Below are 23,639 nucleotides of genomic sequence, written 5' to 3'. Positions count from 1 at the left end.
GGGGTTGACCCGTTCTCGTTAATGTCTGTACTTGTTTATGTCACTGCTGAACCGAAGCAATTTACCCCGGGGTCCTGCCTAACTCATGCTTTGAGCTTTCCTATAAACCTTTTCGTCAAAAAATGTTGCCAACAAACCCGCCAGCGTAGCCGGGGCTTCCAGCGGTGCAATATGCCCGCAGTCCGTCAAGCGCTCAAACCATGCATTGGGGATACGCTTCGCCATTTCCTGCATCACCTCAGCACGCACAAACGTACGATCACCGTTTACCAGCAGTACCGGCATCGATAACTTGGGTAAGGCGTCCCAGTGGTTGTCGCGGCGAAACGGCCATTGCTTATAGAAGAAAGGGTCGTGTTGCCGGCACCAGCCGCCCTGCGTGGCGTGCCGAACCGATTGGCGGGCCCAGAGTTCAAGCAAAGTATCCGGCGCAGACGGATTCGCCCCACGCTCCCATTTGCGCACTTGCTCCACCTTTTCAAAGTGTTGTGGGCGCTCGGGAACAGCGAACTCATCGACACTAAAGCTGGGCTCCACTTCCACAATGGAAAAGCGCCTTACGCGCTGCGGATGCGCGGCGGCATAAGCCATCCCCACCAGTGCCCCCCACGACAAACCAGCCATGTCCACCTGCTCAGCACCCAAGGCACTGATCACAGCTTCTAAGTCGGCCACATGGTCTTCCGTGGTATAGGCATGGTCAACAGACCAATCACTCTCTCCATGGCCACGCATGTCCAGCGCAATCACGGGGCGCGATGCGGCTAATGCCTGCGCGACGTCATGCCATAACCAGGCCGACCCTGTTACCCCATGCAGCAGCAACAAGGGCGGCTGATCACCGTGCTCGCTAAAAACCAGGGCATGAATAACGCCTTGCACGCCCTTGAAATAGCGATGACGCACGGGTGCGCTTTCAAGTACGCGTTGCGTCATACCGCCTCCTTTTTCATGCTCAATTCGCCTAACCAACGGCGGTATTCCATGGTGACCACATCGGCATCTCGCATGGGGCGTTCGCGCTCGCTTGGGTCGCGCGGGCGCAGGCTAATCCAAACCGGTTGTTGCGACTCAATAATGGGTTTGTCTTGCGCCAGCACCTCAGCCTCGAAGTCCATGAAAAAGGCGTCATAAACCGGTTCAGTGCCAAAGTCGCGCGCCTGCCACCAGAAACTGCGGGTCGTATGCTCATCCACCGGGCTGGCCGACATGAACAACACATAACGTTTTCCGTTAGGAAAAGTCCGCTTCAAATGCACGGTGTGTGGCATGGTGACGTGGTACTCATTCACGGGCTCAATCCACTCTTCCGTCAGGCCCAGCAGTTTTTTCTTCAAACCTACACCGGGCTCTTTTACGCCGCTGCGATCAAACCGCAATACATGACCTTCACGCCACACATCCACCGCGTTAACCCGCGGATTCTTGCGACTGCCAATGGTGCCGTCATGCACATACGCAAAGTGGCTGAAATCCACAAAGTTTTCCAGCCGACGCGGCGAGCTGGTTTTCCAATCGTACGTGGGGCCTTGCAACACGCGGTAGCTAGGGTCGTTCAGTTCCGGAAACTCGGGTGCCGCAAACTCAGGTTCTTCCAGGCACACCCAAACCATGCCGGCTTGTTCGGCCACCGCGTAGGTTTGCACCGATGCCCGAATGCTATCGACCAACTCTTCGCGTGCCGGTGTGCGCACGCATTGGCCATTCAAATTGAAACGCCAGCCATGGTACGGGCATTCAATCGTGTCATCCACAATTTGCCCCAAGGCCAGATTCGTGCCCTTGTGCGGGCATCGTGAATCCATGGCGCGTACGTCTCCATTCAAACGGGCCACCACCAGGCTACGCCCTAAAAGCGTGACCTCAATTGGCTTGTCGAGAACATCACTGCTGTAGGCCACCGGATGCCAGAACCGGCGCAATGCCGCGTACAAAGGGTTTTCATTTGTCGTATCGAGTTTCATGTTCGCCCTCCTACAGAAAATGCGCACCACCGTTCACCAACAGGCTTTGACCCGTTATGAAATCGGAACCTTCGCTTAGCAGGAACAAGGCGGCACCCACCATGTCTTGCGGGGTTTGTGTGCGTTTCAGGCAGCGCCCGGCCACGGTACGGATATCCGCTTCTTCGCCTTGTTTTGCGGTGATGTCCTCATCGGGAATCAGGTCGGGGCACAATGTATTCACCTGGATGTTGTGTTGACCCATTTCGCGCGCCAGCGAACGCGACAACCCGACAATGGCCGCCTTCGACGAGACATAATGCAGGAAGTTTGGAACACCTTTGTAAGGCGTGTTCGATGAAATATTCACAATCTTTCCGCTGCCCTGGGCTTTCATTTGCGGAAACACAGCTTTACAGCATTGCCACAAGCCTCGCACATTAATGGCGTAGCAACGGTCCCACTCTTCAGCGGGAATATCCATGAAGGATCCAAAAGTACAACCTTTAAAAAAACCGGCGTTATTAATAATGCCGTCGATACGCCCGAATGTGTGAACCGTGGCCTGCGCCATGGCTTCGGTTGATGCGTTATCAGCGACATCAACCTGCACCGCCATCGCGCGTCCGCCCTTTTCTTCGTATTGTTTTGCCTGTTGCGAAAGGTCATTCAAATCGGCCATCACCAAATTGGCGCCTTCAGCCACCAAAGCATCGCAATACGCCATGCCAATGTTGCCGCCCGCGCCGGTCACAATAATGGTTTTGCCGGAAAAAGCTTGAGCCATAAAACTCGCTCCTGATTATCGTTATGAGTTGGAATGCGTTGTCTGACAGATAACAGGAACAGATTTAACCACCGCTCTTTTCATCATACAATTCAATTTATTTTATTTTTTATTAAGAAAAAATTATGAATATAACGCTGCGTCAGCTACGGGCTTTTGTGGCGGTTGCTGAACATCAGCAATTCACGCGGGCTGCCCAACAGATTCACATTACACAAGCCGCACTCAGCATGCTTGTGCGTGATCTGGAACAAGAAGTGGGGTTACGACTGTTCGACCGCCATACGCGCATGGTGAAACTTACCGACGCGGGCAGGGAGCTGTTAGGCATGGCCAAGCGCATTTTGTCGGAGGTGGAAACCACGATTGAACACTCACGCGATTTCACCACCTACCAACGCGGGCGCGTAACCGTCGCCAGCGGCACCGTGTTGGCCGCCGTTTTATTAAGTCCTTTCATGCGGCTTTTTCGCGATCAGTATCCAGGCATAAAACTACAACTGCGCGATATGGCCGAACAAGATCTGCAACGCCGCTTGCTGGAGGATGATATTGACATGGGCGTGGGAACACGACGCGAAGCGCACGATGAAATCGACAGCACGCCGCTCTTTTCCGATACATACATTGCGGTACTACCACCCAAACACCCTTTGGGCACACGTAACAGCATCAGTTGGAAGCAACTGTGCAATGAGCCGTTTATTGCGTTGTCGCGCTCCAGCCCCTTGCGGCGTGAAATCGATCAGCACCTGACACGGCTTGGTCTTTCCCTGAAAGAGATGCACGAAGTTTCGTTCCATACAACGGTGCTGGCCATGGTACGCAACGGCTTGGGAGTTTCCGTATTACCGGCGAACTCGCAGGAGGTGCCGGAAGCACAAGGCTTGCAATTCAGAAAGCTCTCGACTCACAAATTAAAAAGAGAAACCGCCCTGTTTCAACTGCGCCACCGGTCCCTCTCACCGGCAGCGCAATTATTCAAGGACGCTCTTCTGAACTACGTGAAGAAGGCAAAGATGCCTGCCCGTACCACACCGTAACGCTACCGCGCACATACACGTTGGGATCAAGCGGCCCTTCGCCGGGTACGGTATACACAAGATAAACCGGCCGATTTGCCGGTACACCGTAAAAGCGCGATGTGGTCGCCGACGCGCCGTTCACTTCCATACAGTGTGGGGCCTGAAGATCGACACACACACGAGCTTGTACGGGAACGCGCGTTTGGCCTGAAAGCTGCACTTGCACACGCAGCATGGCCGCGCTATTCGGCAATGGCTGCGGCGGCGTGTAAGCCACCACTACAGGAACACCGCGCGTATGGATGGGTGGGCTGGACTGTTCAACGGTATAAGCAGGTTGCGCGAATACCGGTCGGCCGGCTAACAAGACAGCCAATAAGCCTAACGCCCACGCCCTGAATAATTTCAAACTTTATACCTCGTACATGGGCTTATTATCGTTCAAACGCAGCCAACCTTTGGCCACGCGGTAAATCATCCAGATCACGTTGGCGAACATAATGGCGTAACCAATTAGAATGAACGTTGTAATGAAACCTACAACAAACCATAGCAACGCAAACCAGAAAGTACGCATTTGCCAGCGAAAATGGGATGCCAACCAAGTACCCTGCGCCTCAGAAAGCTTGATGTAATTAATGACGATCCCCACAACACTGGTTAAACCCACAAAAAACGCAATGGCCTGCAAGGCATAAACAACGGTAACGATTGTGCGAAGCGAGCGAATTTTTTCGGGATCGGAACCATTGGTATTTTGCGAAACGGGGTTGGTGTAATCGACAGTCATGAATCATTCCTTTGGGTTTTTAACTTCGTACTTCCGGCTAAGGTTGACGGCGCCCTACGACAGGCCTATGCTAAGTTCAGACTGGTCGTTAAAAATGAACGCTAACGCCCGGCCAAGGCATATTGTAAACAGCAATAGCGGCCTTTTTTCAGTATCGGCATCACGCCGGCCCTGTACAAGGAGTCGTACATGAAAAAGAACCCTTCGTCCACGCTGCCGCCCGGCAGTACCGGGCAGCATGAAGCGCTACAGGCAAAAGAAGAAATCTTCCTTGCCCAGGAACGTCAGAACCCGGAATCCCCTTACTACCAAGGCAACGTCGACCCTGCCAAACAGCGTCGACGTTTTTTATTGGGCAGCGTTGCCGCCCTGGGCGCGGGAGCGTTGGCGCGGCCCGCCTTCGCCGAAGCGCCGCCGGGCGCGATTGAGCGCGAGGTATTCCCCGACCCCACCAAACACCAGGGCGTCGGGGTGGGTGTCGACGACGGCGGTTACGGGCGCCGATCCCAATTCGAAACAGAAGTACGCTGGCGCTACCCCACCAAAACCACCGAATCGTCCTGGAGCATGACGCCGCTGGCCAGCAGCATGGGGATCATCACCCCGTCGGGTCTGCACTATGAACGGCATCACGGCGGCATTACCACTATCGACCCGGCCAAACATGTTTTGTATGTGCACGGCATGGTGAAAGAACCAAAAAAATACCACATGGAAGCGATCAGGCGCTTTCCCATGATGTCGCGCATCTGCTTCCTTGAATGTTCGGGCAACGGGTTAACAGAATGGATCAAACCCACACTGAAATCCGTTCAAGGTACCCATGGTCTCACGTCCACATCGGAATGGACGGGAGTGCCGCTGTCAACCATTCTGGATGAGTCGGTGTTGAAATCCGGGGCCAAATGGTTGCTGGCCGAAGGTGGTGATGCCGCCGTCATGACGCGTAGCATTCCCATTGAAAAAGCCATGGCCGACTGTTTTCTGGCCTACGGGCAAAACGGCGAGGCCATTCGCCCTGAGCAAGGCTACCCGCTGCGGCTCGTGGTACCGGGATACGAAGGCAATATGTGCATTAAGTGGCTGCGTCGGCTGGAAGTATCCGACATGCCGTTCATGACACGCGAAGAAACCTCGAAATACACCGACCTGCTGCCCGACGGCACAGCCTTGCAGTTTTCATTCACGATGGAGGCCAAGTCGGTTATTACCTACCCCTCGGGTGAAATGCTGTTACAAAAGCCCGGTTTTTACGAAATTACGGGGTTGGCCTGGTCGGGTCACGGGCTCGTTAAAAAAGTAGAAGTTTCCGTTGACGGCGGCAAGAACTGGCGCGAAGCCAAATTGCATGGCCCGATTCTACCCATGTGTCACACGCGCTTTACCATCCCGTGGGAATGGGACGGCAAGGAAGCCATATTGCAAAGTCGTTGCATTGATGAAACCGGCTATGTTCAACCCACTATTGGTGAGCTGATTGAAAAGCGCGGCACCAACGGGCCGTTGGCGTCGGTGTATCACTTGAACGGCATCCAAAGCTGGAAAGTTGCTTCTACGGGGGAGGTTACAAATGTCCACCACTACTAAATATGCGCGCGCCGGGCGCGCGACTGCCGCCGTATTCGCTCTGGGACTCGGTTTAGGCATGAACGCCTGGGCGGATAATCACGGCCCCGACAAAACTTATAATTTTGGTGAGCCGGCCACCGCAGAAGATTTAAAGCCGTTCTTTTCACCTTTGCCCGACGGGCGGGGCCTACCCAAAGGCTCCGGTACCGTCATGCAGGGCGAAAAGGTCTACCAACAACAATGCCTGGCTTGTCATGGCGTTAACCTTGAAGGCGGTATCGGCGACCGCCTGGCAGGCGGACGGGGAACCCTGGTCAACAACAACCCGGAGAAAGCGCCGGTTAAAACCGTGGAAAGTTATTGGCCTTACGCCACCACGCTGTTCGATTACGTAAAACGGGCCATGCCCTTCGACCGCCCCGGCAGCATGACAGACGACGAAGTGTATGCCGTGTCGGCCTATATACTTTGGAAAGGCAATATTATTGAGAAAGACGCAACCTTGAACCAGGATAATCTTGCAAAAATTGAAATGCCCAACCGAAACGGCTTTAAGCCGGCCAATCGCTAACATAAAAAACCATTTGGCAAGCCGGCATCGCGCCCTCCTGGTACTGGGCGCGATGCTTTTTTACTGTATTTTTCTACCCGCCAATCATGCCGCTCTGGCACAAGGCAAAACCGCTGCGGACTTGGCAAATGGGCTATCGACAACGGTTGTGACCCTGCCAAACTGGCTGGACGGCAACGGCAAACCGGTTAACCAGACTCTGGACGCGCTGGAAACCCTAACCAACGCAAACCACCAGGGTCTGGACCCCGCCGATTACCACACCGCCGCTTTGTGGGGGCAATTTACCCGTTTGGCCGATGGCGAAACGTTAACGCCCCTTGAACAGCAGGCACTTAACGCGCAACTAACGTCAAGTTTGGAAAAATACCTGAACGATTTGCGCAACGGCCGGGTGGATCCTCACGAAGTGCACCAAAAGTTCAAGCCGCGGCCCCAACCCGTTTTCGACGCCCGGGCTTACATAGCCGAGGCTTTCCAACAAAACCGCGTGCGCGAGGCATTGCGCGAGGCCCGACCCCAAGTGCCCATGTACGATGCTCTGGTAAATGCCATGGCGCAATACCGTTTGTTGGCACAACACCCGGCCTGGTCGACTCCCTTACCCATGCCCCAGGGCAAAAAGCTCGAGCCCGGTCAACCCTACACGGCCCTCGAAACGTTAACAAGCCGCCTGATTGCCTTGGGAGACCTGCCCATTGAAACTCAAGCACCCCATGAATACGACAAAACACTCGAAACCGGAGTGCGCGCATTTCAGTTGCGACACGGCCTGGAAACCGACGGCATTATCGGCCCGGCCACATTACGCCAATTGAACGTTTCCCCTGAACAGCGCTATGAGCAGATGACGCTGACCCTGGAGCGTTTGCGCTGGACACCTCTGCAATCACACCGACGCATGATTGTGGTGAACGTACCGGAATTTGTCTTGCGTGCCTACGAAACCGACCAGCAAGGCAATATCGACCTGAAGCTGCGTATGAAAGTCATTGTGGGAAGGGCCCTGGATACCTCTACACCCGTGTTCGACGAAGACATGCGCTTTATCGAATTCAGCCCCTATTGGAATGTACCGCCTTCCATCGCACGAGGCGAAACCATTCCACGCCTAAAACGCGACCCCGCCTACTTCAACCGCCAGGGCTTTGAGTTTGTAAAAAGCGATGGTTCAGTGTCCTCACAACTATCCGAAGCCAACCTGCAGGCCGTTCTGAACGGGCAGGCGCGTATTCGCCAGCGCCCCGGCCCGTTAAATGCATTGGGCGACATCAAGTTTATTTTTCCGAACAACACCAACATTTTTCTTCACCACACCCCGGCGCCCCAATTGTTTGAGCGCTCGCGGCGCGACTTCAGCCACGGCTGTATTCGCGTGGAAGAGCCGGTCTCACTGGCCCAATTTGTTCTGGAAAACGACCCGGCTTGGACGCGCGAGCGAATTGAGCAAGCCATGCAGGCAGGCAAATCGCAAACCATTCGCCTGAATGAACCCATTCCAGTTGTACTGGCATACGGCACAGTCATCATACGGGAAGGTAAAGTCTATTTTTACGACGACCTCTACGGCCACGATGCCAGTTTAAGTAAAGCATTGAAAAAAAAGCGATAATAGCCGGTAAGTTGTTTTTTGGAGGCTTCCCTATGCCACCCCATCATCACCTGAAATCGCCCGCTCGCACGGTGTCGCGCCGCGCCTTTTTGCGCCGCGCCGGCGTACTATCACTGCTTGGCGTTGCACCCGCCATTTCAACCCCCGCCATCGCCGGAATTCGCGTTTTCCAACGCGACATTGCGCTTGACCACACCCACACACTCGAAAAAGTGCAACTGGTTTATGCGTTAAACGATGATTATCTTCCCCCCGCACTGCAACGCCTGAACGTGTTCTTGCGAGACCACTATTCAGGAGCCGTAGGCACCATGGATCCCGCTCTGTACGACCAGCTCAACCAAATCCGCACGCTCTTGAGCGTAAAAGATTCGTTCGAAGTGATCTCGGGCTATCGAGACCCTAAAACCAACGAGCGCCTGCGTAAAACCCGAGGCGGCGGGGTGGCCAAGCGCAGCCTGCACATGGAGGGCAAAGCAATCGACGTTCGGCTGCCCGGTGTGCCGCTGGCCGAACTGCGCGACGCCGCCATTTCCCTGAAAGCCGGTGGCGTGGGCTACTACCCCAAAGACCAGTTCATTCACGTTGACACCGGCAGGGTGCGCACCTGGTAAAACTCGCGCTGAAAAATCGATTTTCGAAAAACAGGAAACCGGCGACAACTGCCGGTTTTTTTTCATGATTACGCACGAAATGGCCATAAAAGTATCGTATTATTGTGAGGCCAAAATCCAATAAATTATCATCCCACCCGAGGCTCGATGACCTTACTGCTGATCCTGGCTTTACCTTTTCTAGGAAGTATTATTGCGGCGTTTCTACCCAGTAACGCGCGTAACATCGAAGCATGGCTGGCCGGTTTCATCGCACTGGGCTGCGTGGGTTTGTTAGTGGGCTTTTATCCACAAGTAGCAACCGGCGAAATTATTGAACTCAAACTGGCTTGGATCCCTTCCGCGCTGGAAATCGACTTTGTTTTGCGTTTAGACGGCTACGCCTGGCTGTTTGCCATGCTGGTGTCCATCATGGGCGCACTGATTGTGCTGTACGCCCGCTATTACATGTCGCCCAAAGACCCTGTGCCAAGGTTCTTCTCATTTTTCTTGCTGTTCATGGGCTCCATGCTGGGTGTGGTTTTATCCGGCAATCTCATTCAGCTGGTGGTGTTCTGGGAACTCACCAGTTTGTCGTCTTTCATGCTCATTGCCTATTGGAACCACCGGCTTGACGCCCGCCGGGGCGCTCGTATGGCACTAACCATCACCGGTATGGGCGGATTGTGCCTACTGGCGGGCATGCTGATGCTGGGCCACGTCGCCGGCAGTTACGACCTCGATAAAGTGTTGGCGGCGGGCGAGCAAATCCGCGCTCACCCTTGGTATACGGCCATTATTATTTTGGTGGCGGTGGGCGCCCTGACCAAAAGTGCCCAATTTCCGTTTCATATCTGGCTGCCGAATGCCATGGCCGCCCCCACCCCAGTATCCGCTTATCTACATTCGGCCACTATGGTGAAAGCAGGTGTCTTCCTGCTCGCGCGTTTCTGGCCGGTCTTGGCCGGCACAGATGAATGGTTCTGGATTATTGGCGGCGCTGGGCTTATTACGCTGGTCATGGGTTCTTACGCCGCGATTTTCCAAAATGACATGAAAGGGGTGCTGGCCTACTCCACCATTGGGCATTTGGGCCTGATTACCCTGCTGCTGGGCATGAACAGTACCTTGGGCCTGATTGCTGCGGTCTTCCACATGATGAATCACGCCACGTTCAAAGCATCGCTGTTCATGGCTGCAGGCATTGTCGACCACGAAACAGGCACCCGGGACATGTCGAGGCTATCGGGTTTACGACACGCTATGCCGGTCACCACCACCCTGGCGATTGTGGCGGCGGCATCCATGGCCGGCGTTCCCCTACTGAACGGCTTTCTGTCGAAAGAAATGTTTTTTGCGGAAACCGTATTTGTGGCGCAAGGCTCCATTATTGAACAAATTCTGCCGCTTTGCGCTGTGGTAGCCGGCGCCTTTGCCGTAACCTACTCCCTGCGATTCATTTACACCGTTTTCTTCGGGCCTGTTGCCACCGACCTGCCCAAGGCCCCGCACGAACCCCCTTTCTGGATGCTGGTTCCCAGTGCCTTATTGGTTCTAACCTGCCTGGTCGTGGGTATCTTCCCGCGTTACACATTAGGCCCACTCCTCCTGTCGGCCTCGACTTCCATCCTGGGTGCCGACACACCACCCTACAGCCTCAAGGTTTGGCACGGATTCAATCTGCCCTTGGTCATGAGCCTGGTTGCCCTGGCCGGTGGTATCGCCCTATGGCTCATCATGCGGCGCCTCGACAAAATGCATACCGGCCGCTCGCCGCTTCTTTACCGCTTGAACGGGCGCCAAACCTTCGAAGCCCTGCTTGAATTTATCGATCGTGGCGCTTCACATCTGCTCGACTGGGTTGCTTCAGTCCGTCTGCAAACACAACTGATGCTGGTGGTGGCGGTAACCGTCGTGGTTGCCGCCTTGCCCTTATTGGAAAATGGCTGGTGGCAGCCCGAACTGGCAACACCGGTTAACCTGTTTTTCCTGGTGTTGTGGATCGCCGGCGGAGCCTGTGCAGTAGGCGCTGCCGTTCAAGCCAAATACCATCGTCCCGCTGCATTGGCCATGGCCGGTGGCGCCGGGCTTACCACGGCGATGACGTTCGCGTGGTTCTCAGCCCCCGATCTGGCCCTGACCCAACTCGTTGTGGAAGTGGTGACTGTTGTGCTTATTCTGCTGGGGCTGCGCTGGTTGCCGCCCCGTGTACGTGCAGAAGAAACGTACGTACTGGATCGCGTTAAAGCACTCACCCGACGTTCTCGCGACATTATTCTGGCCGTAGCCGGCGGCGCCGGCATTGCCGTGATCTCCTATGCCATCATGACGCGCCCCTTCGACAACGAAATCTCACGCTTTTTTGTCACCAATTCGGTTCCCGAAGGGCATGGTTCGAATGTGGTGAATGTCATTCTGGTCGATTTCCGTAGCTTCGACACCTTGGGTGAAATTTGCGTCTTAGGTATTGTGGCGCTTATTGTCTATGCGTTGCTGCGTCGCTTCCGTCCGCCACCGGAAACCATTAAAGACGGCCCGTTACGTCGGCAAAAAGGCACAGGCCCAAATATTCCCGCTGAAGTGGAAAAGCCGGAATCGAAGGACGTATTAACGCCCAGTGGCCCGCTTAAAATACCAGCCGTCCTGGCACGCCTTCTGCTACCCATGGCGGCGCTGGTTTCATTGTTTTTCCTTTTACGAGGCCATAACCTGCCCGGCGGCGGCTTTATCGCCGGCCTTATTTTTGCGGCAGCCATTATTCTGCAATATGTTGTGGGCGGTGTGCTGTGGGTCGAGGCCAGGCAAAACCTGAAACCCCAGTACTGGATGGGAATCGGCCTTCTGGTAGCCGCCGGCGCCGCGCTATCGGCTTGGTGGAGCATGCGCCCCTTTCTTTCCGCCTTCAAGCTTGAAGTAGCCATCCCAGGGGTCGGCATCATACCTATTTCAACCGTGCTGATTTTCGATATTGGCGTTTATATGCTGGTCATCGGCTCAACCGTGTTGATTTTAGTGGCCCTTGCTCACCAGTCGCTGCGCTTCCGGCGTAAACCTGCTGCGCCACGCCCCACCCCCAGCCCAGAGGAGGCCGGCTAATGGAAATTGTTCTGGCATTGGCCATCGGTGTATTAACCGGCTCCGGCATCTGGCTTATTTTGCGCCCTCGCACTTTTCAGGTCATTATGGGGCTTACGTTACTGTCGTACGCCGTCAATTTATTCATCTTTTCTATGGGGCGGCTTACGATTGGCGCACCACCGGTTATTGATGAAGCAAAAGGGCTGGATCCGGCACTTTACGCCGACCCAGTACCCCAGGCCTTGGTCCTCACAGCCATTGTCATTAGTTTCGCCACCACAGCATTATTCCTGGTCGTTCTGCTGGCATCGCGCGGCTTGGCCGGAAATGACCATGTCGATGGGCGGGAGGCGGATCTGTGAACGCGCTGTTGGCCCACTTTCCTATTTTGCCGGTCGTTATTCCCCTGGTTATAGGGGGATTGCTTATTGTTATTAAAGACACGCATCGCCATTTGCGGCTGGCGTTGTCGTTTGCCTCAGTAGCGCTGCAATTGGCGGTTGCCGTTCAGCTCTTGTTCATCACATCCGGGTACGAGCCCGATCTCTGGCCTTACCAGGTTGCGGTGTACTTGTTAGGCGACTGGCCGGCGCCATTCGGCATTGTGGCGGTCGCCGACCGCCTGGCCGCTGTCATGCTTACGCTCACGGCGTTCCTGGGGCTCACCGTTCTCATGTATTCCACGGCACGCTGGGATCGCGCGGGCGTGCACTTTCTGCCGCTCTTTCAATTTTTGTTAATGGGCCTGAACGGTGCATTTCTAACCGGCGACCTTTTTAACCTGTTTGTGTTTTTCGAAGTCATGCTGGCGGCCTCATACGGCTTAATGTTGCATGGTTCCGGAGAAATGAGAGTGACGTCCGGCTTGCATTACATTGCGGTCAACCTGGTTGCCTCATTGCTATTACTCATCGCCATCGCCCTGATTTATGGTGTAACCGGCACCTTGAACATGGCCGATTTGGCCATTCGGGCCGGGGAGCTTCAGGCAGGCGACCGGCGTTTGTTTGAAACCGCCGCCGCCATACTTGGAGTGGCCTTTCTAATTAAAGCCGCCGCCTGGCCTTTGAATTTCTGGCTGGCGCCCGCCTACGCAAATGCCTGCCCTCCTGTTGCAGCGGTATTTTGTATCATGACCAAAGTGGGCATTTACGCCCTGCTGCGCCTGGGCTCGTTATTGCAACCCACCGGAGCCCCGGCCGCGTTTGGCGGCGAATGGATGTACCCGGTCGGTCTGGCCACCCTTATTTTCGGCACGATCGGCATATTGGCTGCTTACCACGCAGAACGCGTCGCCTCGTACTGCGTCATCATTTCTGCGGGTACCCTGCTATCAGCATTGGGAATGCCCGGAGTCGCCATGACTGGGCCGGCGTTGTTCTATTTAATCAGCTCCGTCGTCGCAACAGCGGCATTTTTCCTGCTGCTTGAAATGGTTGAACGCACCCGTAGCGTTGGCGCCGATATTCTGGCGGTTAGTATGGAAGCATTCGACCTGGACGACCCCGACACCAACCTATCGGAACGTACCGACACGGTAGTGGGCGTCGCCATTCCCGCCGCCATGGCGTTTCTGGGTTTGAGCTTTATTGCCAGCGCCATTTTAATTGCCGGGCTTCCCCCCCTGTCGGGCTTTGTGGCCAAGTTTTCTTTGTTATCGGCGGCTTTTCAAACCTCGGAAACCATGCCCTCAATGGCGGCATGGTTCCTGGTCGGCGCGGTTCTGTTTGCCAGCCTGGCCGCCATTCTGGCAATGGCGCGCACCGGCATTCGCCTTTTCTGGGCAAATGAAACGGTTACGCCACGTTTACGCGTCAGTGAGGCGGCACCGGTAGCCGCTTTGGTGTTTGCCGGCATTGCCCTGGCTATCTGGGCTGGGCCGGTACTGGATTTCATGAACGAAACAGCCATCTCATTGGACAATCCCGAGACCTATATTGATGCCGTCCTGTCGCATGACCCAGTACGTAAACTGGGGAACGGAGGCGGGTCATGAAAAAAGTGATTAACTGGTTAATGCTGCCGGCGCTGTTAACCGTGTTATGGCTACTGCTTAACCAAACATTGGCATGGTCCCAGGTAGTATTGGGCGCGGTGTTGTCGCTGCTACTTGCTTGGGCGGCCATGGCCTTGCGCCCGTTGCGCTCTCATCCCAAAAAACCGCTGGTCATTATCAGTTTGTTTTTTAAAGTCGTCGTCGACATTACAAAATCAAACATTGCCGTTTTCAAGATTATCTGGTTCAAGCCGGCCAATCATACGCCGGGATTTATCCGCATTCCACTTGAACTTAAAGACCCGCACGGCTTGGCGGCTTTGGCTTGCATCCTAACGTATACGCCGGGTACGGTCTGGTCGGGATATTCCGACGAAAGCGGTGTTATGACCCTGCACGTGCTTGATCTGGAAGATACTCAAGGTTGGATTGACCTCGTTAAAAACCGTTATGAACGCCCACTGATGGAGATTTTCGAATGATGGACACCGTTCTGATTTGGGCCGGCACGTTCGCCCTGTTTTGTTTTGCCCTGGCCTTCACCTGCGCCACGCTACGCCTGTTATTGGGCCCCACACCCCAAGATCGCGTATTGGCGGTTGACACCATGTACATCAATGGCATTTGTATCGTCCTGGTGTTGGGGGTGAATTTCGCCACCAGCGTTTACTTCGATATCGCCCTTGTTATGGCGCTGTTCGGCTTTATCAGCTCGTCGGTCATGGCTAAATTCCTGTTTAAAGGCGAGGTCATTCAGCCATGAACAGTCTGCCTCTATGGGCTTCGATCCCGGCCACACTTATGTTGATTGTCAGCGGCGTTCTAACCCTGACCGGGTCACTGGGCTTGTTGCGTTTCAAGCGGTTCTACTCGCGCATGCATGCCCCCACCCTGGGTAACACACTGGGTGTCACGTTAGTCTTGCTTTCCTCAGCACTTGTCTCCAGCGCCCTGTTGCAACGCGCGGTTATTCACGAACTTCTTATCACTTTCTTTCTGATTGTGACATCGCCGATTACCGCCATTTTGCTCATGCAAGCCGGGCTACGCCGCGACCCGCGCCAGCCTTTGTCGAATGACAGCCACGATGTCGTCGACTCTGACTGAAAACTTTTTTTACGTTTAGGGTAGTTAAGAATTAGGGTTTGTGCCAATATAAAAGCGTGTTATTCATCCTTAACGGAGGGAACAATGACAAGCACAAAACGAATTGGTATCTTAACTTTGGCCTTGGGCGGCGTTTTTGCCATGGCGGGCGCCAACGCACAAACCCAAACACCCGAACAGCGTTACCAACAAGAACTACGTCAATGCGAGCAGCTTAGCCCAACCGTGGATATGCAGGCATGTAAACGCGAAGCCGGCGCTGCACTGCAAGCCTCCCGACGTGGCAACCTGCAAAACCACAACGGTATGAATTATGATCAAAACAGAACAGAACGGTGCGCGGCATTACCCGCCGGCCAGCGTGATGAATGCATGATGCAAATGTCGGGCCAAAACACCCGCACCATGGGGAGCGTTGAAGAAGGCGGCATTTTGCGGGAAACAACCATTACCGTTCCGGCAACCCAGTAACACTGCCTGGTATGCGGTTCGGGCTAAAGCTCGAGCTGCATCCCCATTTCCACCACTTTATTCGGTGGGATCTTGTAGAACCGTGTACTGCGCGCCGCGTTGCGTGCCATGAAAGCAAACAACACACGGCGCCAACGTTGATGCCACGCAATTTTGCGCACCACAATAATACTTTGACGCGATAAGAAGTAAGACATTTGCAGCGGCTCAAGCTCGACTTCCGGATGTTCCTGAGCAACCTGCTCCAGCAACTGCGGCACGTTGGGCTCTTGCTTAAAACCCCAACGTGCAACAATCTGCCACGACGACCGACTGGTTTGTTCCAACGCGTAGCGCTCGGTATACGAAACATAAGGGACGTCGGCCACGTCGACCGTGACAAACAAAACATGCTCATGCAGGACTTTGTTGTGTTTCAAATTGTGCAGCAATGCCGGCGGCACTGTGTTCACAATCATGCTCATGAAGACAGCGGTTCCGGGGACGCGGTTGGGCGGATATTCCTCAAGCCCCTGCATAAACTGTTTCAGCGGTTGCTGGCCATCGGCCAACGTATGATGAATTTGGTCGCGTCCGGTTTTCCAGGTCAACATTAAGGTTAGCAACACGATCGCAATCGAAAACGGCAACCAACCTCCGTCGGCAATTTTTTGCGTATTCGACGTGAATAGCAAAATATCGATGAGTAAAAACAAAGTGAGCAGAACAAACCAACCCACCCGACGCAAACCGGTACTACCGCGCGGAAGGACGGAAAATGCCAGCAGGGTTGTCATCAGCATGGTGGCCGTTACGGCAAAGCCATAAGCACTGGCCAAGTTCGCCGAAGATTGAAACCCCAGCACTAGAATCATGACCCCAACAAACAACGCCTGGTTCACTCGCGGAAGAAAGATTTGCCCTTCTTCTTTTGCAGAGGTGTGCAAAATCTCCATACGTGGCCAGAATCCAAGTTGTACCGCTTGGCGAGTAACCGAAAAAGCGCCTGAGATAACGGCCTGAGATGCAATAACGGTTGCCATCGTGGCCAAAATAACCAGAGGTATCAGCCCCCATGACGGCGCCATAAGAAAGAACGGATTGCGTAAGGTGGAGGGGTCGGCAATTAAAAGCGCGCCTTGCCCGAAGTAACACAACAACAGGCCCGGCAAAACAATACCAAACCACGCACGGCGGATAGCACTACGGCCATAATGCCCCATGTCGGCATAAAGCGTTTCCGAACCTGTTAGCGCCAACACCACCGCACCCAGCAATAAATAAGTGCTTAAAGGTGCCTCATCCATAAGCCGAAGCGCCCACAAGGGGTTCAAAGCCATAATAATTTCCGGTGTCTGGAAAATACGCCAGGCCCCCAAAATACCGATTACAGTAAACCAAATCAGCATAATCGGCCCGAAAAATTTGCCAATTGCACCGGTTCCGTGACGCTGCACCAGAAACAAGGCAATGATCAGGCCCGCGGCAATTGGCACAATCCAATCGTCGAACGTGTGGGAAACAACACTGACCCCCTCTACCGCAGACAGCACCGAAATTGCCGGTGTGATTACGCTATCGCCATAAAACAAACAGGCCCCGATGAGCCCAAGCACGGTAATCACCCAGCGCTTGCGGCCAGAACGACCCCGCCCGGCCAGCTCCATTAACGAAAGCGTGCCCCCCTCGCCTTTATTATCGGCTCTTAACATTAAGGTAACGTACTTAAGCGACACCACAATCATTAACAGCCAAAACAACAAAGACAGAACGCCCAGAACCTCTTCAGTACTATAGGTGCCAAAATGGGATAAAGCCGCGCGAACGGTATAAAGCGGGCTGGTGCCAATATCACCGTAAACCACGCCAAGCGCACCCACAACCAACGCAGAACGAGCGTTTGAACCTATGTGGCCACTTTCCGACACCGAATGATTTGACATAAAAAGCCTTGTTGAACACCGGGTAAAGGATTAACCCCGATTCAGCCCGGCGCCGATGCGTGGGCCGGGAAACACAATATTAATGCGGGTACCGCTAAACTCGGGACGACTAACCAGTTTCCAACCGGCACCGTGCGCCTGCGCAATTTCCTGCACAATAGCCAGCCCCAACCCCGACCCTTCGCTCTCTGGTTTGGGCGCACGATAGAACGCCTCAAAAGCGCGCAACTGCGCTTCGGGCGCTATGCCACTGCCATTGTCCTCCACCGACATGGACGGCGGCGTTTGCCCAACATGCAACACAATACGGGTGGCGCCTTTACCGTATCGCAAGGCGTTATCAATCAAATTGCTTAGCAACGCCTCAAGCAACAAAGGATCTGCATCCACCCACACCGGTAACTCCGGCGCGTGCAACTGTAAATCAATCTTGTGTGACCGCGCAACCGGTACCCATTCCAACGCGGTTTGACGCACCCAATCGGCCAAATCAAGCCGCCGGAAAGTTTCTTTAATTTGCCCCGACGAGTCGGCGCGCGCCAACACCAGTAACTGCTGTCCTAAACGAATCATGCGATCGGTTACCGCTTTGATTCGCTCAGCCCGCGCGCGTACGTCATCCGGCAACGGTTGCGCCAGCATGAGCTCGCACTCAAGACGCAGACCGGTCAAAGGCGTTCGTAACTGATGCGCGGCATGACCCACGAAACGACGTTGCCCTTGGGTTGCCTCATTCAAACGCGCAAGCAAATCATTAATATGGTTGACAACCGGCGCCGCTTCGGTTGTAACGCCTTCGATATTCAACGGAGACAGATCATCGGCCGAGCGCTTCTGTATTTCATCAGCCAGTTTGTTTACCGAGCTGAGCCCCGACTTAACGCCCACCACCAGAACCCAAATAAACAGCAGCACCAGAATGGCCTGGCCGGCAAGCATAATCCAGAAAATATCGCGCAACATCCAGACCGACAAATTAATTCGGCTGGTAATGATCCATGTAACAGCCAAGTCGACCGCCACCAGAAACATAACCGGTGGCAATAAACGGAGAATTAAATGTCGCGCCAGCGACCCACGGGGAAAAAGCGTGCGCAAAGGTTTGAAATCAAGCCGCACTGTCAAGATCAAGAAGATAGCCGAAACCACGAATGGTTTGAATGCCCACGCCCTTACCTTCCAGGCGCTTGCGCAGGCGGTAAATATAGACTTCGACCGCGTTCTCGCTGAAGTCGCCATCCCAGGCCGACAGCGAATTCACGATTTGCCGTTTGGTGACCACTCGGCCGGCACGCCCCATAAGCATTTCAAGCACTGAGAGCTCTCGTACCGACAAATTCAGGCGATCTCCATTAATACGAACTTCTCGCCCTACGGTGTCGAACGACAGTTGGCCCACCTCAATGGTGGGCTGAGCCTGACCCGCCCGCCGTCTGGCAAACGCCCTGACACGAGCGGCAAGCTCAGCAAGTTCGAAGGGTTTGGTGACGTAATCATCGGCTCCGGCATCCAGGCCTGCAACACGGTCATCCAACCCATCGCGCGCCGTGAGAATCAAAACGGATTCTTGGTGACCGTTGGCACGAATCTGAGTAAGCAAACCCAACCCGCTGACGTCAGGCAGGTTCAGATCCAGAATAAGCAAATCGTAATCTTGCGCTTTTAGTGCCTTAAGCGCCGGTGCACCGGCCTCAAGCCAGTCGACGGCGTATCCCTGCGCGGTTAAAAACTCGCGCAGCGCATGGCCCAACGTGGTGTCGTCTTCAATTACCAGGACTCGCATGCGCAGATTCTAGCGCTTTTTCTCCAGGACGGGTAATGAATCCCACTTTTTGCATGCCCGCCTGCTTCGCACCGGCCATAATTTGAGCCAACACATCGTAACGTGTGTCACGATCGGCGCGAATGTGAAGATTTGGCTGCGGCTCGAGAACAGCCTGTTCCGCAAGCAACTGGGGTAAGGCGTCGAGCGTTACCGCCTGCTCGTTCCAGAAAATCTGACCCTGCGCATCGACGGCCAAATCGATGATATCGGGCTTCTGTGTAACGGGTTCAGACGAAGCCTGCGGCACATTGATTTGGATCGAATGCGTCAGCAACGGGGCCGTCACCATGAAAATAACCAACAGTACCAACATGACGTCAATCAGCGGCACCATGTTGATTTCCGATTGCGTCTGGCCACCGCCGTTGTTATTAAAGCTACCGAATGCCATATTGAATCCTGCCCTGAAGTTTACTCATTAAGCCTGGGCGGCGCGGGTGGCCGGCCGCTTCGAACTTACTTGCTGGCCGGTCGTAAGGAAAGTAAACAGGTCGTGCGCAAAAGCATCGAGCCGTGCCAGATAGACCCGGTTGGTACGCACAAAAGCGTTATACGCCAAGACAGCGGGAATAGCTACGGCCAAACCCAACCCGGTCATGACCAACGCCTCGCCCACAGGCCCGGCAATACGGCTGATTGAAACGCCGTCCGACAAGCCAATGCCGATCAGTGCATGGTAAACACCCCACACCGTACCGAACAACCCCACAAACGGCGCGGTTGAGCCAATGGAAGCCAACACGGTAAGACCGTTTTCAAGCTTGGCGGTTTCTTCATCAATAACCTTGCGGATTGTACGAGTAACAAAAGCATTGGTAGAGCCTTTTTCCTCCAGCCGCACCGCACCATATTTTTCATGGTGGTTGCGTGCATGAATGGCATGACTGGCCAAATGAGAAAAGGGTTCGTTGGCACCATGGGTGGCAATTTCGTTCTCTACCTGTTCCAGCGAACTGGCCGCCCAAAACTGCTGCAGAAATCGTTCCGAGCGACGGCCGATACGCCAGTTCGTAATCGACTTCACAAAAATCAAATACCAGCTGGTCAGCGACATCAGCACCAGAATCACGAACAAGGCTTTGCCCACCATGTCGCTTTGCGCGATGAACTCAAGCATCCCGGGCTGTTCCTGCGTAATACCGGCCATTTCAGTTAGTACCGGTGCCGCCGAATTCGTGGCTTCCTGCACCAATGTGGTCGTTGACTCGATATTTTCGCTTGCCGCCTGAGCAACGATTGTGATCAGTGATTGCAATACTTCAGACATAGGTCTTCCTATAAGACAAATTCAAAAGGGATATCCGCCAGCGCCGGATAAGCCACACCATTTTCTGTATAAGGTCGAAAACGAGCTTTGCGTGCCGCATCGAGGGCGGCATTATCCAACCGGGAATGGCCCGACGAACGCTGTACCGACACTTTTTGAACATCTCCTTGCGGAGAAATCAGCACGCGAACCACGACGCGCCCGGTTTCACCACGCCGGATAGAGAGACGGGGATACTCGGGTACGGGGCGACGCCCTTGGTAGTCAACCTGCCCCACCACGCGCGGGCGGTCGGGATCGACCGGCGCCTGGGGTGCTTTGGGCGGTGCTTTCTCGCTTGCCTGCCCACCGGCCTGAGCGGTTTTCTCGGCCTTGGTTACATCGGGTTTAGGCTGTGGTTTTGGCTTCGGCTTCGGCTTGGGTTTGGGTTTGGGTTTGGGTTTGGGTTTCGGCGCGGATTTGGGCTCGGGCGGTGGCTCGGGTTTAGGTTCCGGTTCCGGCTCAGGCTTTGGTTCGGGCTCCGGCAACACCATTTCGGGTTCAGGCATTTCCGTTGGCGTCCATTCGGGTTCGGGAATCGGCTCCGGTTCGGGCATGATGTCCGGCTCAGGCATCTCGGTGGGTGTCCACTCAGGTTCCGGGATAGGTTCGAGCTCGGGCTCCTCGACCGGCTCAACGGTTTCTTCGACCGGGGCCGTATCTACCACCTCATCGGAAATTTCAACATACTGAATGGTCGTGGCTTCCGGCAAGGAAAGCTCGGATTGCTGCTCGGACGAGAACCAAATGGTGGCAGCCAATGCTGCATGAACGCCGAGCATGCCCGCAAGGGCAAAAAGCTTGACGCCATAAGATGGCTGGCCGGGGCCGGAGGAATGAAACGACATGAACGAAACGACTTAAGTGAAAGTGACAAGACCATGCTTGCCGCCCGTAGATAACGGAAAACGCAACAATAACAGAAATGCGAATTATTCGCAATATTAAAACATGTTTTCTATCATTCAGGCTTTTTTAACACTCGCACCAGTGTTCGCAATTGGGCATGCAACGACCAGAAAGAGTCTTCGCCTAGTTCAGCAAGGATGTGTGACTCCACCTGTGCTACGGCCTTATCGCAATCGTCTAGCAAAGCCTGCCCTTTGCGCGTTAATACAATGGGAATAACCCTGCCCTGCGCCGCTTCCAATCGCCGTGAAATCAGGCCTTTACGCTCCATTAAATTCACCATTTCATTAGCCGATTGCGGTGAAATCAAAGAACGTTCGGCCAATTTGGCGTTCGACATATGAGCATGGGTTCGAAATACAGAAAGAAACGTATATTGGGCTACCGTTAGCCCGAACGGGGCCAGGCGCACGCGCAGTTGTTTATTCAGCTTTCTGTCGAGCCTGCCAATAAGGTAAGCAAACCCGGTTGGATGATCAGGCAAGGCTTGACGTGAATCAATTTGCTTTTTTGCTGAGCTCATAATGTAGTTGCCTGTCGTTTGAACTGGAGGTAGTATAAGCCTATGTCAGGTAATCTGATATACACGGAAAATAATCATTGGGTAAAAGTGTTGCCGTAAGTGTGCAATACGTTAGCCCGGCCAGCAACACATTCTGCTTGTTGTTGTGCATTACATCCTGGAGACACGCATGAAACGTTTATTCAAAACGACTATTCTCGCAGCCGCATTGGGCCTCACCGTTTCAACGGCTTCCGCTGAAGAGCTTGATATCGGTGTGGTATTGTCGTTAACCGGCCCCGCATCCGGTCTGGGCATTCCAACCAATACAGGCTTTAAATTATGGCCCGATACAGTCGGCGGCCTGAAGTACAACCTTATTGTGCTCGACGACGCCAGTAACCCTGCGCAGGCCCAGAAAAACGCACAAAAGCTGGTTACTGAAGACAAGGTCGACGTCATCCTGGGCTCCAGCACCACCACCCCGGCCATTGCCATGGGCGAAACCGCCGCTAGCAGCAAAACCGTTCAACTCGCGATTTCCCCGGCCGAGTTCCCCGACGGCAAAGGCACCTGGACATTCCGTTTGCCACAGTCCACCGGCGTGATGGCCGGCGGTATTATTAATCACATGAAGGCCAACGATATTAAAAGCTTTGCCTTCATCGGCTATAACGACGCTTATGGCGACAGCTGGTTTCGCGATCTTAAAGAACAAGCCGAAGCGGCCGGCATCAAAATTACCACTGAAGAGCGCTACGCCCGTGCCGACACCAGCGTAACCGCGCAAGCACTTAAAGCCATTGCCAGCGAACCCGATGCCATCGTCATTGTTGCTTCCGGTTCAGGCTCGGCCATGCCCCACACTACCGTGGTCGATCGCGGCTTCAAGGGTACGATTTACCAAACCCACAGCGCCGCTTCACGCGACCTGATCCGTCTGGGCGGAAAAGCCGTTGAGGGTTCATTCGTTATCTCGGGTTTAGCGGTATTACCTGAAGGCCTGCCGGCAGACCACCCCTCCAAGAAATTGGCAACTGACTTTGTTAATGCCTACGAAAAAGAATACGGAGCGGGTACCCGCAACCAGTTCGCCGCCCATGCCTTCGATGCCTGGTTAATTTTAGACAAGGTCGTTCCCGTCGCCTTGAAAAAAGGGAAGCCCGGTACGGAAGAGTTCCGCGTAGCCCTTAAAGACGCACTGGAAAATTACGGCAGCATTCCTATTACGCAGGGCGTCATCACTTACACGAAAGATGACCACTTCGGCTTCGACGACCAGGCACGCATGATGCTTACCATTGAAGACGGCGCATTCAAAGCGGCTAAATAACAACCGCGTCGCTGCATTAGCAACGCAGCCTTATAGCTTTCTATAGGGCGCACACTGAAAAGGCAGTGAAGATTCACTGCCTTTTCCACATATAAATCAAACGTAAAAAAACCACTTGTTTTACCAAGTGGTTTAATTTTTTTCACGAAATTGAGTGGTGGGTGCTACAGGGGTCGAACCTGTGACCTACGCCTTGTAAGGGCGCCGCTCTACCAACTGAGCTAAGCACCCCTTGTTCCATTTTTATCAACAATAACAGTTGTTTTTTGTTGAACTGAAATGGGGTCACTTCACTTCGTG

25 protein-coding genes and 1 tRNA gene are annotated in these 23,639 nt (G+C 54.2%); 13 read left to right on the top strand and 13 right to left on the bottom strand.

The window, feature by feature from the left end; genetic code table 11:
* Nucleotides 1–78: 78 nt before the first annotated feature.
* Genes G9Q38_RS09610 through G9Q38_RS09600 form a run of 3 tightly spaced genes read right to left on the bottom strand, consistent with a single transcriptional unit; the run spans nucleotide 79 to nucleotide 2,730 of the window.
* Nucleotides 79–936: an alpha/beta fold hydrolase gene (locus G9Q38_RS09610; RefSeq protein ID WP_166130350.1), complete on the bottom strand. Its 858-nt coding sequence runs from the start codon at nucleotides 934–936 to the stop codon at nucleotides 79–81.
* Nucleotides 933–1,964, bottom strand: coding sequence for an aromatic ring-hydroxylating dioxygenase subunit alpha (locus tag G9Q38_RS09605; RefSeq protein WP_166130347.1), 1,032 nt, complete (start codon nucleotides 1,962–1,964; stop codon nucleotides 933–935). The genes G9Q38_RS09610 and G9Q38_RS09605 overlap by 4 nt, the downstream gene beginning before the upstream one ends.
* Nucleotides 1,965–1,974: 10 nt before the next feature.
* The gene (locus G9Q38_RS09600; protein ID WP_166130345.1) at nucleotides 1,975–2,730 is read right to left on the bottom strand and encodes an SDR family NAD(P)-dependent oxidoreductase; all 756 of its coding nucleotides are present in this window, start codon (nucleotides 2,728–2,730) and stop codon (nucleotides 1,975–1,977) included.
* Between the two features lie 125 nt (nucleotides 2,731–2,855).
* On the opposite strand from G9Q38_RS09600, the gene G9Q38_RS09595 reads away from it, so the two are divergent.
* On the top strand, nucleotides 2,856–3,773 hold the full coding sequence (locus G9Q38_RS09595; protein WP_166130342.1) for a LysR family transcriptional regulator: 918 nt from the start codon (nucleotides 2,856–2,858) through the stop codon (nucleotides 3,771–3,773).
* Here the strand turns inward: G9Q38_RS09595 and G9Q38_RS09590 are convergent.
* On the bottom strand, nucleotides 3,712–4,164 hold the full coding sequence (locus G9Q38_RS09590; RefSeq protein WP_166130339.1) for a flagellar protein FlhE: 453 nt from the start codon (nucleotides 4,162–4,164) through the stop codon (nucleotides 3,712–3,714). The genes G9Q38_RS09595 and G9Q38_RS09590 overlap by 62 nt on opposite strands.
* Nucleotides 4,165–4,167: 3 nt before the next feature.
* Nucleotides 4,168–4,545 (bottom strand): DUF4870 family protein, encoded by a 378-nt coding sequence (locus G9Q38_RS09585; RefSeq protein ID WP_114420594.1) that lies wholly within the window; start codon nucleotides 4,543–4,545, stop codon nucleotides 4,168–4,170.
* A gap of 189 nt (nucleotides 4,546–4,734) precedes the next feature.
* Between G9Q38_RS09585 and soxC the strand changes: the two genes are divergently transcribed.
* From soxC to G9Q38_RS09530, 11 genes are all read left to right on the top strand, one after another.
* Nucleotides 4,735–6,132, top strand: coding sequence for a sulfite dehydrogenase (gene soxC, locus G9Q38_RS09580; protein WP_166130336.1), 1,398 nt, complete (start codon nucleotides 4,735–4,737; stop codon nucleotides 6,130–6,132).
* Nucleotides 6,116–6,685, top strand: coding sequence for a c-type cytochrome (locus tag G9Q38_RS09575; protein WP_119516836.1), 570 nt, complete (start codon nucleotides 6,116–6,118; stop codon nucleotides 6,683–6,685). Before soxC ends, G9Q38_RS09575 begins: the two co-directional genes overlap by 17 nt.
* 52 nt (nucleotides 6,686–6,737) lie before the next feature.
* Nucleotides 6,738–8,297: a L,D-transpeptidase family protein gene (locus G9Q38_RS09570; RefSeq protein ID WP_166130333.1), complete on the top strand. Its 1,560-nt coding sequence runs from the start codon at nucleotides 6,738–6,740 to the stop codon at nucleotides 8,295–8,297.
* 32 nt (nucleotides 8,298–8,329) lie between these two features.
* A complete protein-coding gene (gene mepK / locus G9Q38_RS09565) occupies nucleotides 8,330–8,911 on the top strand; it encodes a peptidoglycan L,D-endopeptidase MepK (RefSeq protein WP_166130330.1) in 582 nt (193 codons plus the stop codon).
* Between the two features lie 147 nt (nucleotides 8,912–9,058).
* Nucleotides 9,059–11,986, top strand: a complete 2,928-nt coding sequence (locus tag G9Q38_RS09560) for a monovalent cation/H+ antiporter subunit A (protein WP_166130328.1) — start codon at nucleotides 9,059–9,061, stop codon at nucleotides 11,984–11,986.
* A complete protein-coding gene (locus G9Q38_RS09555) occupies nucleotides 11,986–12,330 on the top strand; it encodes a Na+/H+ antiporter subunit C (RefSeq protein ID WP_114420588.1) in 345 nt (114 codons plus the stop codon). Before G9Q38_RS09560 ends, G9Q38_RS09555 begins: the two co-directional genes overlap by 1 nt.
* Nucleotides 12,327–13,964, top strand: a complete 1,638-nt coding sequence (locus tag G9Q38_RS09550; RefSeq protein WP_166130326.1) for a monovalent cation/H+ antiporter subunit D — start codon at nucleotides 12,327–12,329, stop codon at nucleotides 13,962–13,964. Before G9Q38_RS09555 ends, G9Q38_RS09550 begins: the two co-directional genes overlap by 4 nt.
* Nucleotides 13,961–14,446: a Na+/H+ antiporter subunit E gene (locus tag G9Q38_RS09545; protein ID WP_114420586.1), complete on the top strand. Its 486-nt coding sequence runs from the start codon at nucleotides 13,961–13,963 to the stop codon at nucleotides 14,444–14,446. Before G9Q38_RS09550 ends, G9Q38_RS09545 begins: the two co-directional genes overlap by 4 nt.
* On the top strand, nucleotides 14,443–14,727 hold the full coding sequence (locus G9Q38_RS09540; RefSeq protein WP_174233170.1) for a K+/H+ antiporter subunit F: 285 nt from the start codon (nucleotides 14,443–14,445) through the stop codon (nucleotides 14,725–14,727). The genes G9Q38_RS09545 and G9Q38_RS09540 overlap by 4 nt, the downstream gene beginning before the upstream one ends.
* On the top strand, nucleotides 14,724–15,071 hold the full coding sequence (gene mnhG / locus G9Q38_RS09535) for a monovalent cation/H(+) antiporter subunit G (protein ID WP_119440662.1): 348 nt from the start codon (nucleotides 14,724–14,726) through the stop codon (nucleotides 15,069–15,071). Before G9Q38_RS09540 ends, mnhG begins: the two co-directional genes overlap by 4 nt.
* Before the next feature lie 84 nt (nucleotides 15,072–15,155).
* Nucleotides 15,156–15,542: a hypothetical protein gene (locus tag G9Q38_RS09530; protein ID WP_166130323.1), complete on the top strand. Its 387-nt coding sequence runs from the start codon at nucleotides 15,156–15,158 to the stop codon at nucleotides 15,540–15,542.
* Nucleotides 15,543–15,565: 23 nt separating this feature from the next.
* Here the strand turns inward: G9Q38_RS09530 and G9Q38_RS09525 are convergent, their stop codons facing one another.
* From G9Q38_RS09525 to G9Q38_RS09495, 7 genes are all read right to left on the bottom strand, one after another.
* Nucleotides 15,566–17,464, bottom strand: a complete 1,899-nt coding sequence (locus G9Q38_RS09525; protein WP_166130320.1) for a potassium transporter Kup — start codon at nucleotides 17,462–17,464, stop codon at nucleotides 15,566–15,568.
* A 30-nt stretch (nucleotides 17,465–17,494) separates the two neighbouring features.
* Nucleotides 17,495–18,595 (bottom strand): sensor histidine kinase, encoded by a 1,101-nt coding sequence (locus tag G9Q38_RS09520; protein ID WP_370523848.1) that lies wholly within the window; start codon nucleotides 18,593–18,595, stop codon nucleotides 17,495–17,497.
* Nucleotides 18,573–19,247, bottom strand: a complete 675-nt coding sequence (locus tag G9Q38_RS09515; RefSeq protein ID WP_166130318.1) for a response regulator — start codon at nucleotides 19,245–19,247, stop codon at nucleotides 18,573–18,575. Before G9Q38_RS09515 ends, G9Q38_RS09520 begins: the two co-directional genes overlap by 23 nt.
* Nucleotides 19,228–19,680 (bottom strand): ExbD/TolR family protein, encoded by a 453-nt coding sequence (locus G9Q38_RS09510; protein ID WP_166130315.1) that lies wholly within the window; start codon nucleotides 19,678–19,680, stop codon nucleotides 19,228–19,230. The genes G9Q38_RS09515 and G9Q38_RS09510 overlap by 20 nt, the downstream gene beginning before the upstream one ends.
* Nucleotides 19,681–19,707: 27 nt before the next feature.
* Complete coding sequence (locus tag G9Q38_RS09505) at nucleotides 19,708–20,556, bottom strand: MotA/TolQ/ExbB proton channel family protein (protein WP_166130312.1); 849 nt, start codon at nucleotides 20,554–20,556, stop codon at nucleotides 19,708–19,710.
* 8 nt (nucleotides 20,557–20,564) lie between these two features.
* Nucleotides 20,565–21,443 carry an energy transducer TonB gene (locus tag G9Q38_RS09500; RefSeq protein WP_166130309.1) on the bottom strand — a complete coding sequence of 293 codons (879 nt, stop codon included), beginning with the start codon at nucleotides 21,441–21,443 and terminating at the stop codon, nucleotides 20,565–20,567.
* A gap of 113 nt (nucleotides 21,444–21,556) precedes the next feature.
* Nucleotides 21,557–22,027, bottom strand: coding sequence for a MarR family winged helix-turn-helix transcriptional regulator (locus G9Q38_RS09495; protein ID WP_166130306.1), 471 nt, complete (start codon nucleotides 22,025–22,027; stop codon nucleotides 21,557–21,559).
* Between the two features lie 169 nt (nucleotides 22,028–22,196).
* Here G9Q38_RS09495 and G9Q38_RS09490 point away from each other — a divergent pair, with 169 nt between their 5' ends.
* Nucleotides 22,197–23,339 (top strand): ABC transporter substrate-binding protein, encoded by a 1,143-nt coding sequence (locus G9Q38_RS09490; RefSeq protein WP_166130303.1) that lies wholly within the window; start codon nucleotides 22,197–22,199, stop codon nucleotides 23,337–23,339.
* A 155-nt stretch (nucleotides 23,340–23,494) separates the two neighbouring features.
* Here G9Q38_RS09490 and G9Q38_RS09485 read toward each other — a convergent pair.
* Nucleotides 23,495–23,570: transfer RNA gene (locus tag G9Q38_RS09485), tRNA-Val, on the bottom strand.
* Nucleotides 23,571–23,639: the final 69 nt, after the last annotated feature.

The organism is Pusillimonas sp. DMV24BSW_D (genome assembly GCF_011388195.1).
In the GTDB taxonomy this organism is placed as follows: Bacteria; Pseudomonadota; Gammaproteobacteria; order Burkholderiales; family Burkholderiaceae_B; genus Neopusillimonas; species Neopusillimonas aestuarii.
The sequence above is the reverse complement of the archived record's forward strand: the minus strand, read 5'-3'. Positions and strand labels throughout refer to the sequence as shown.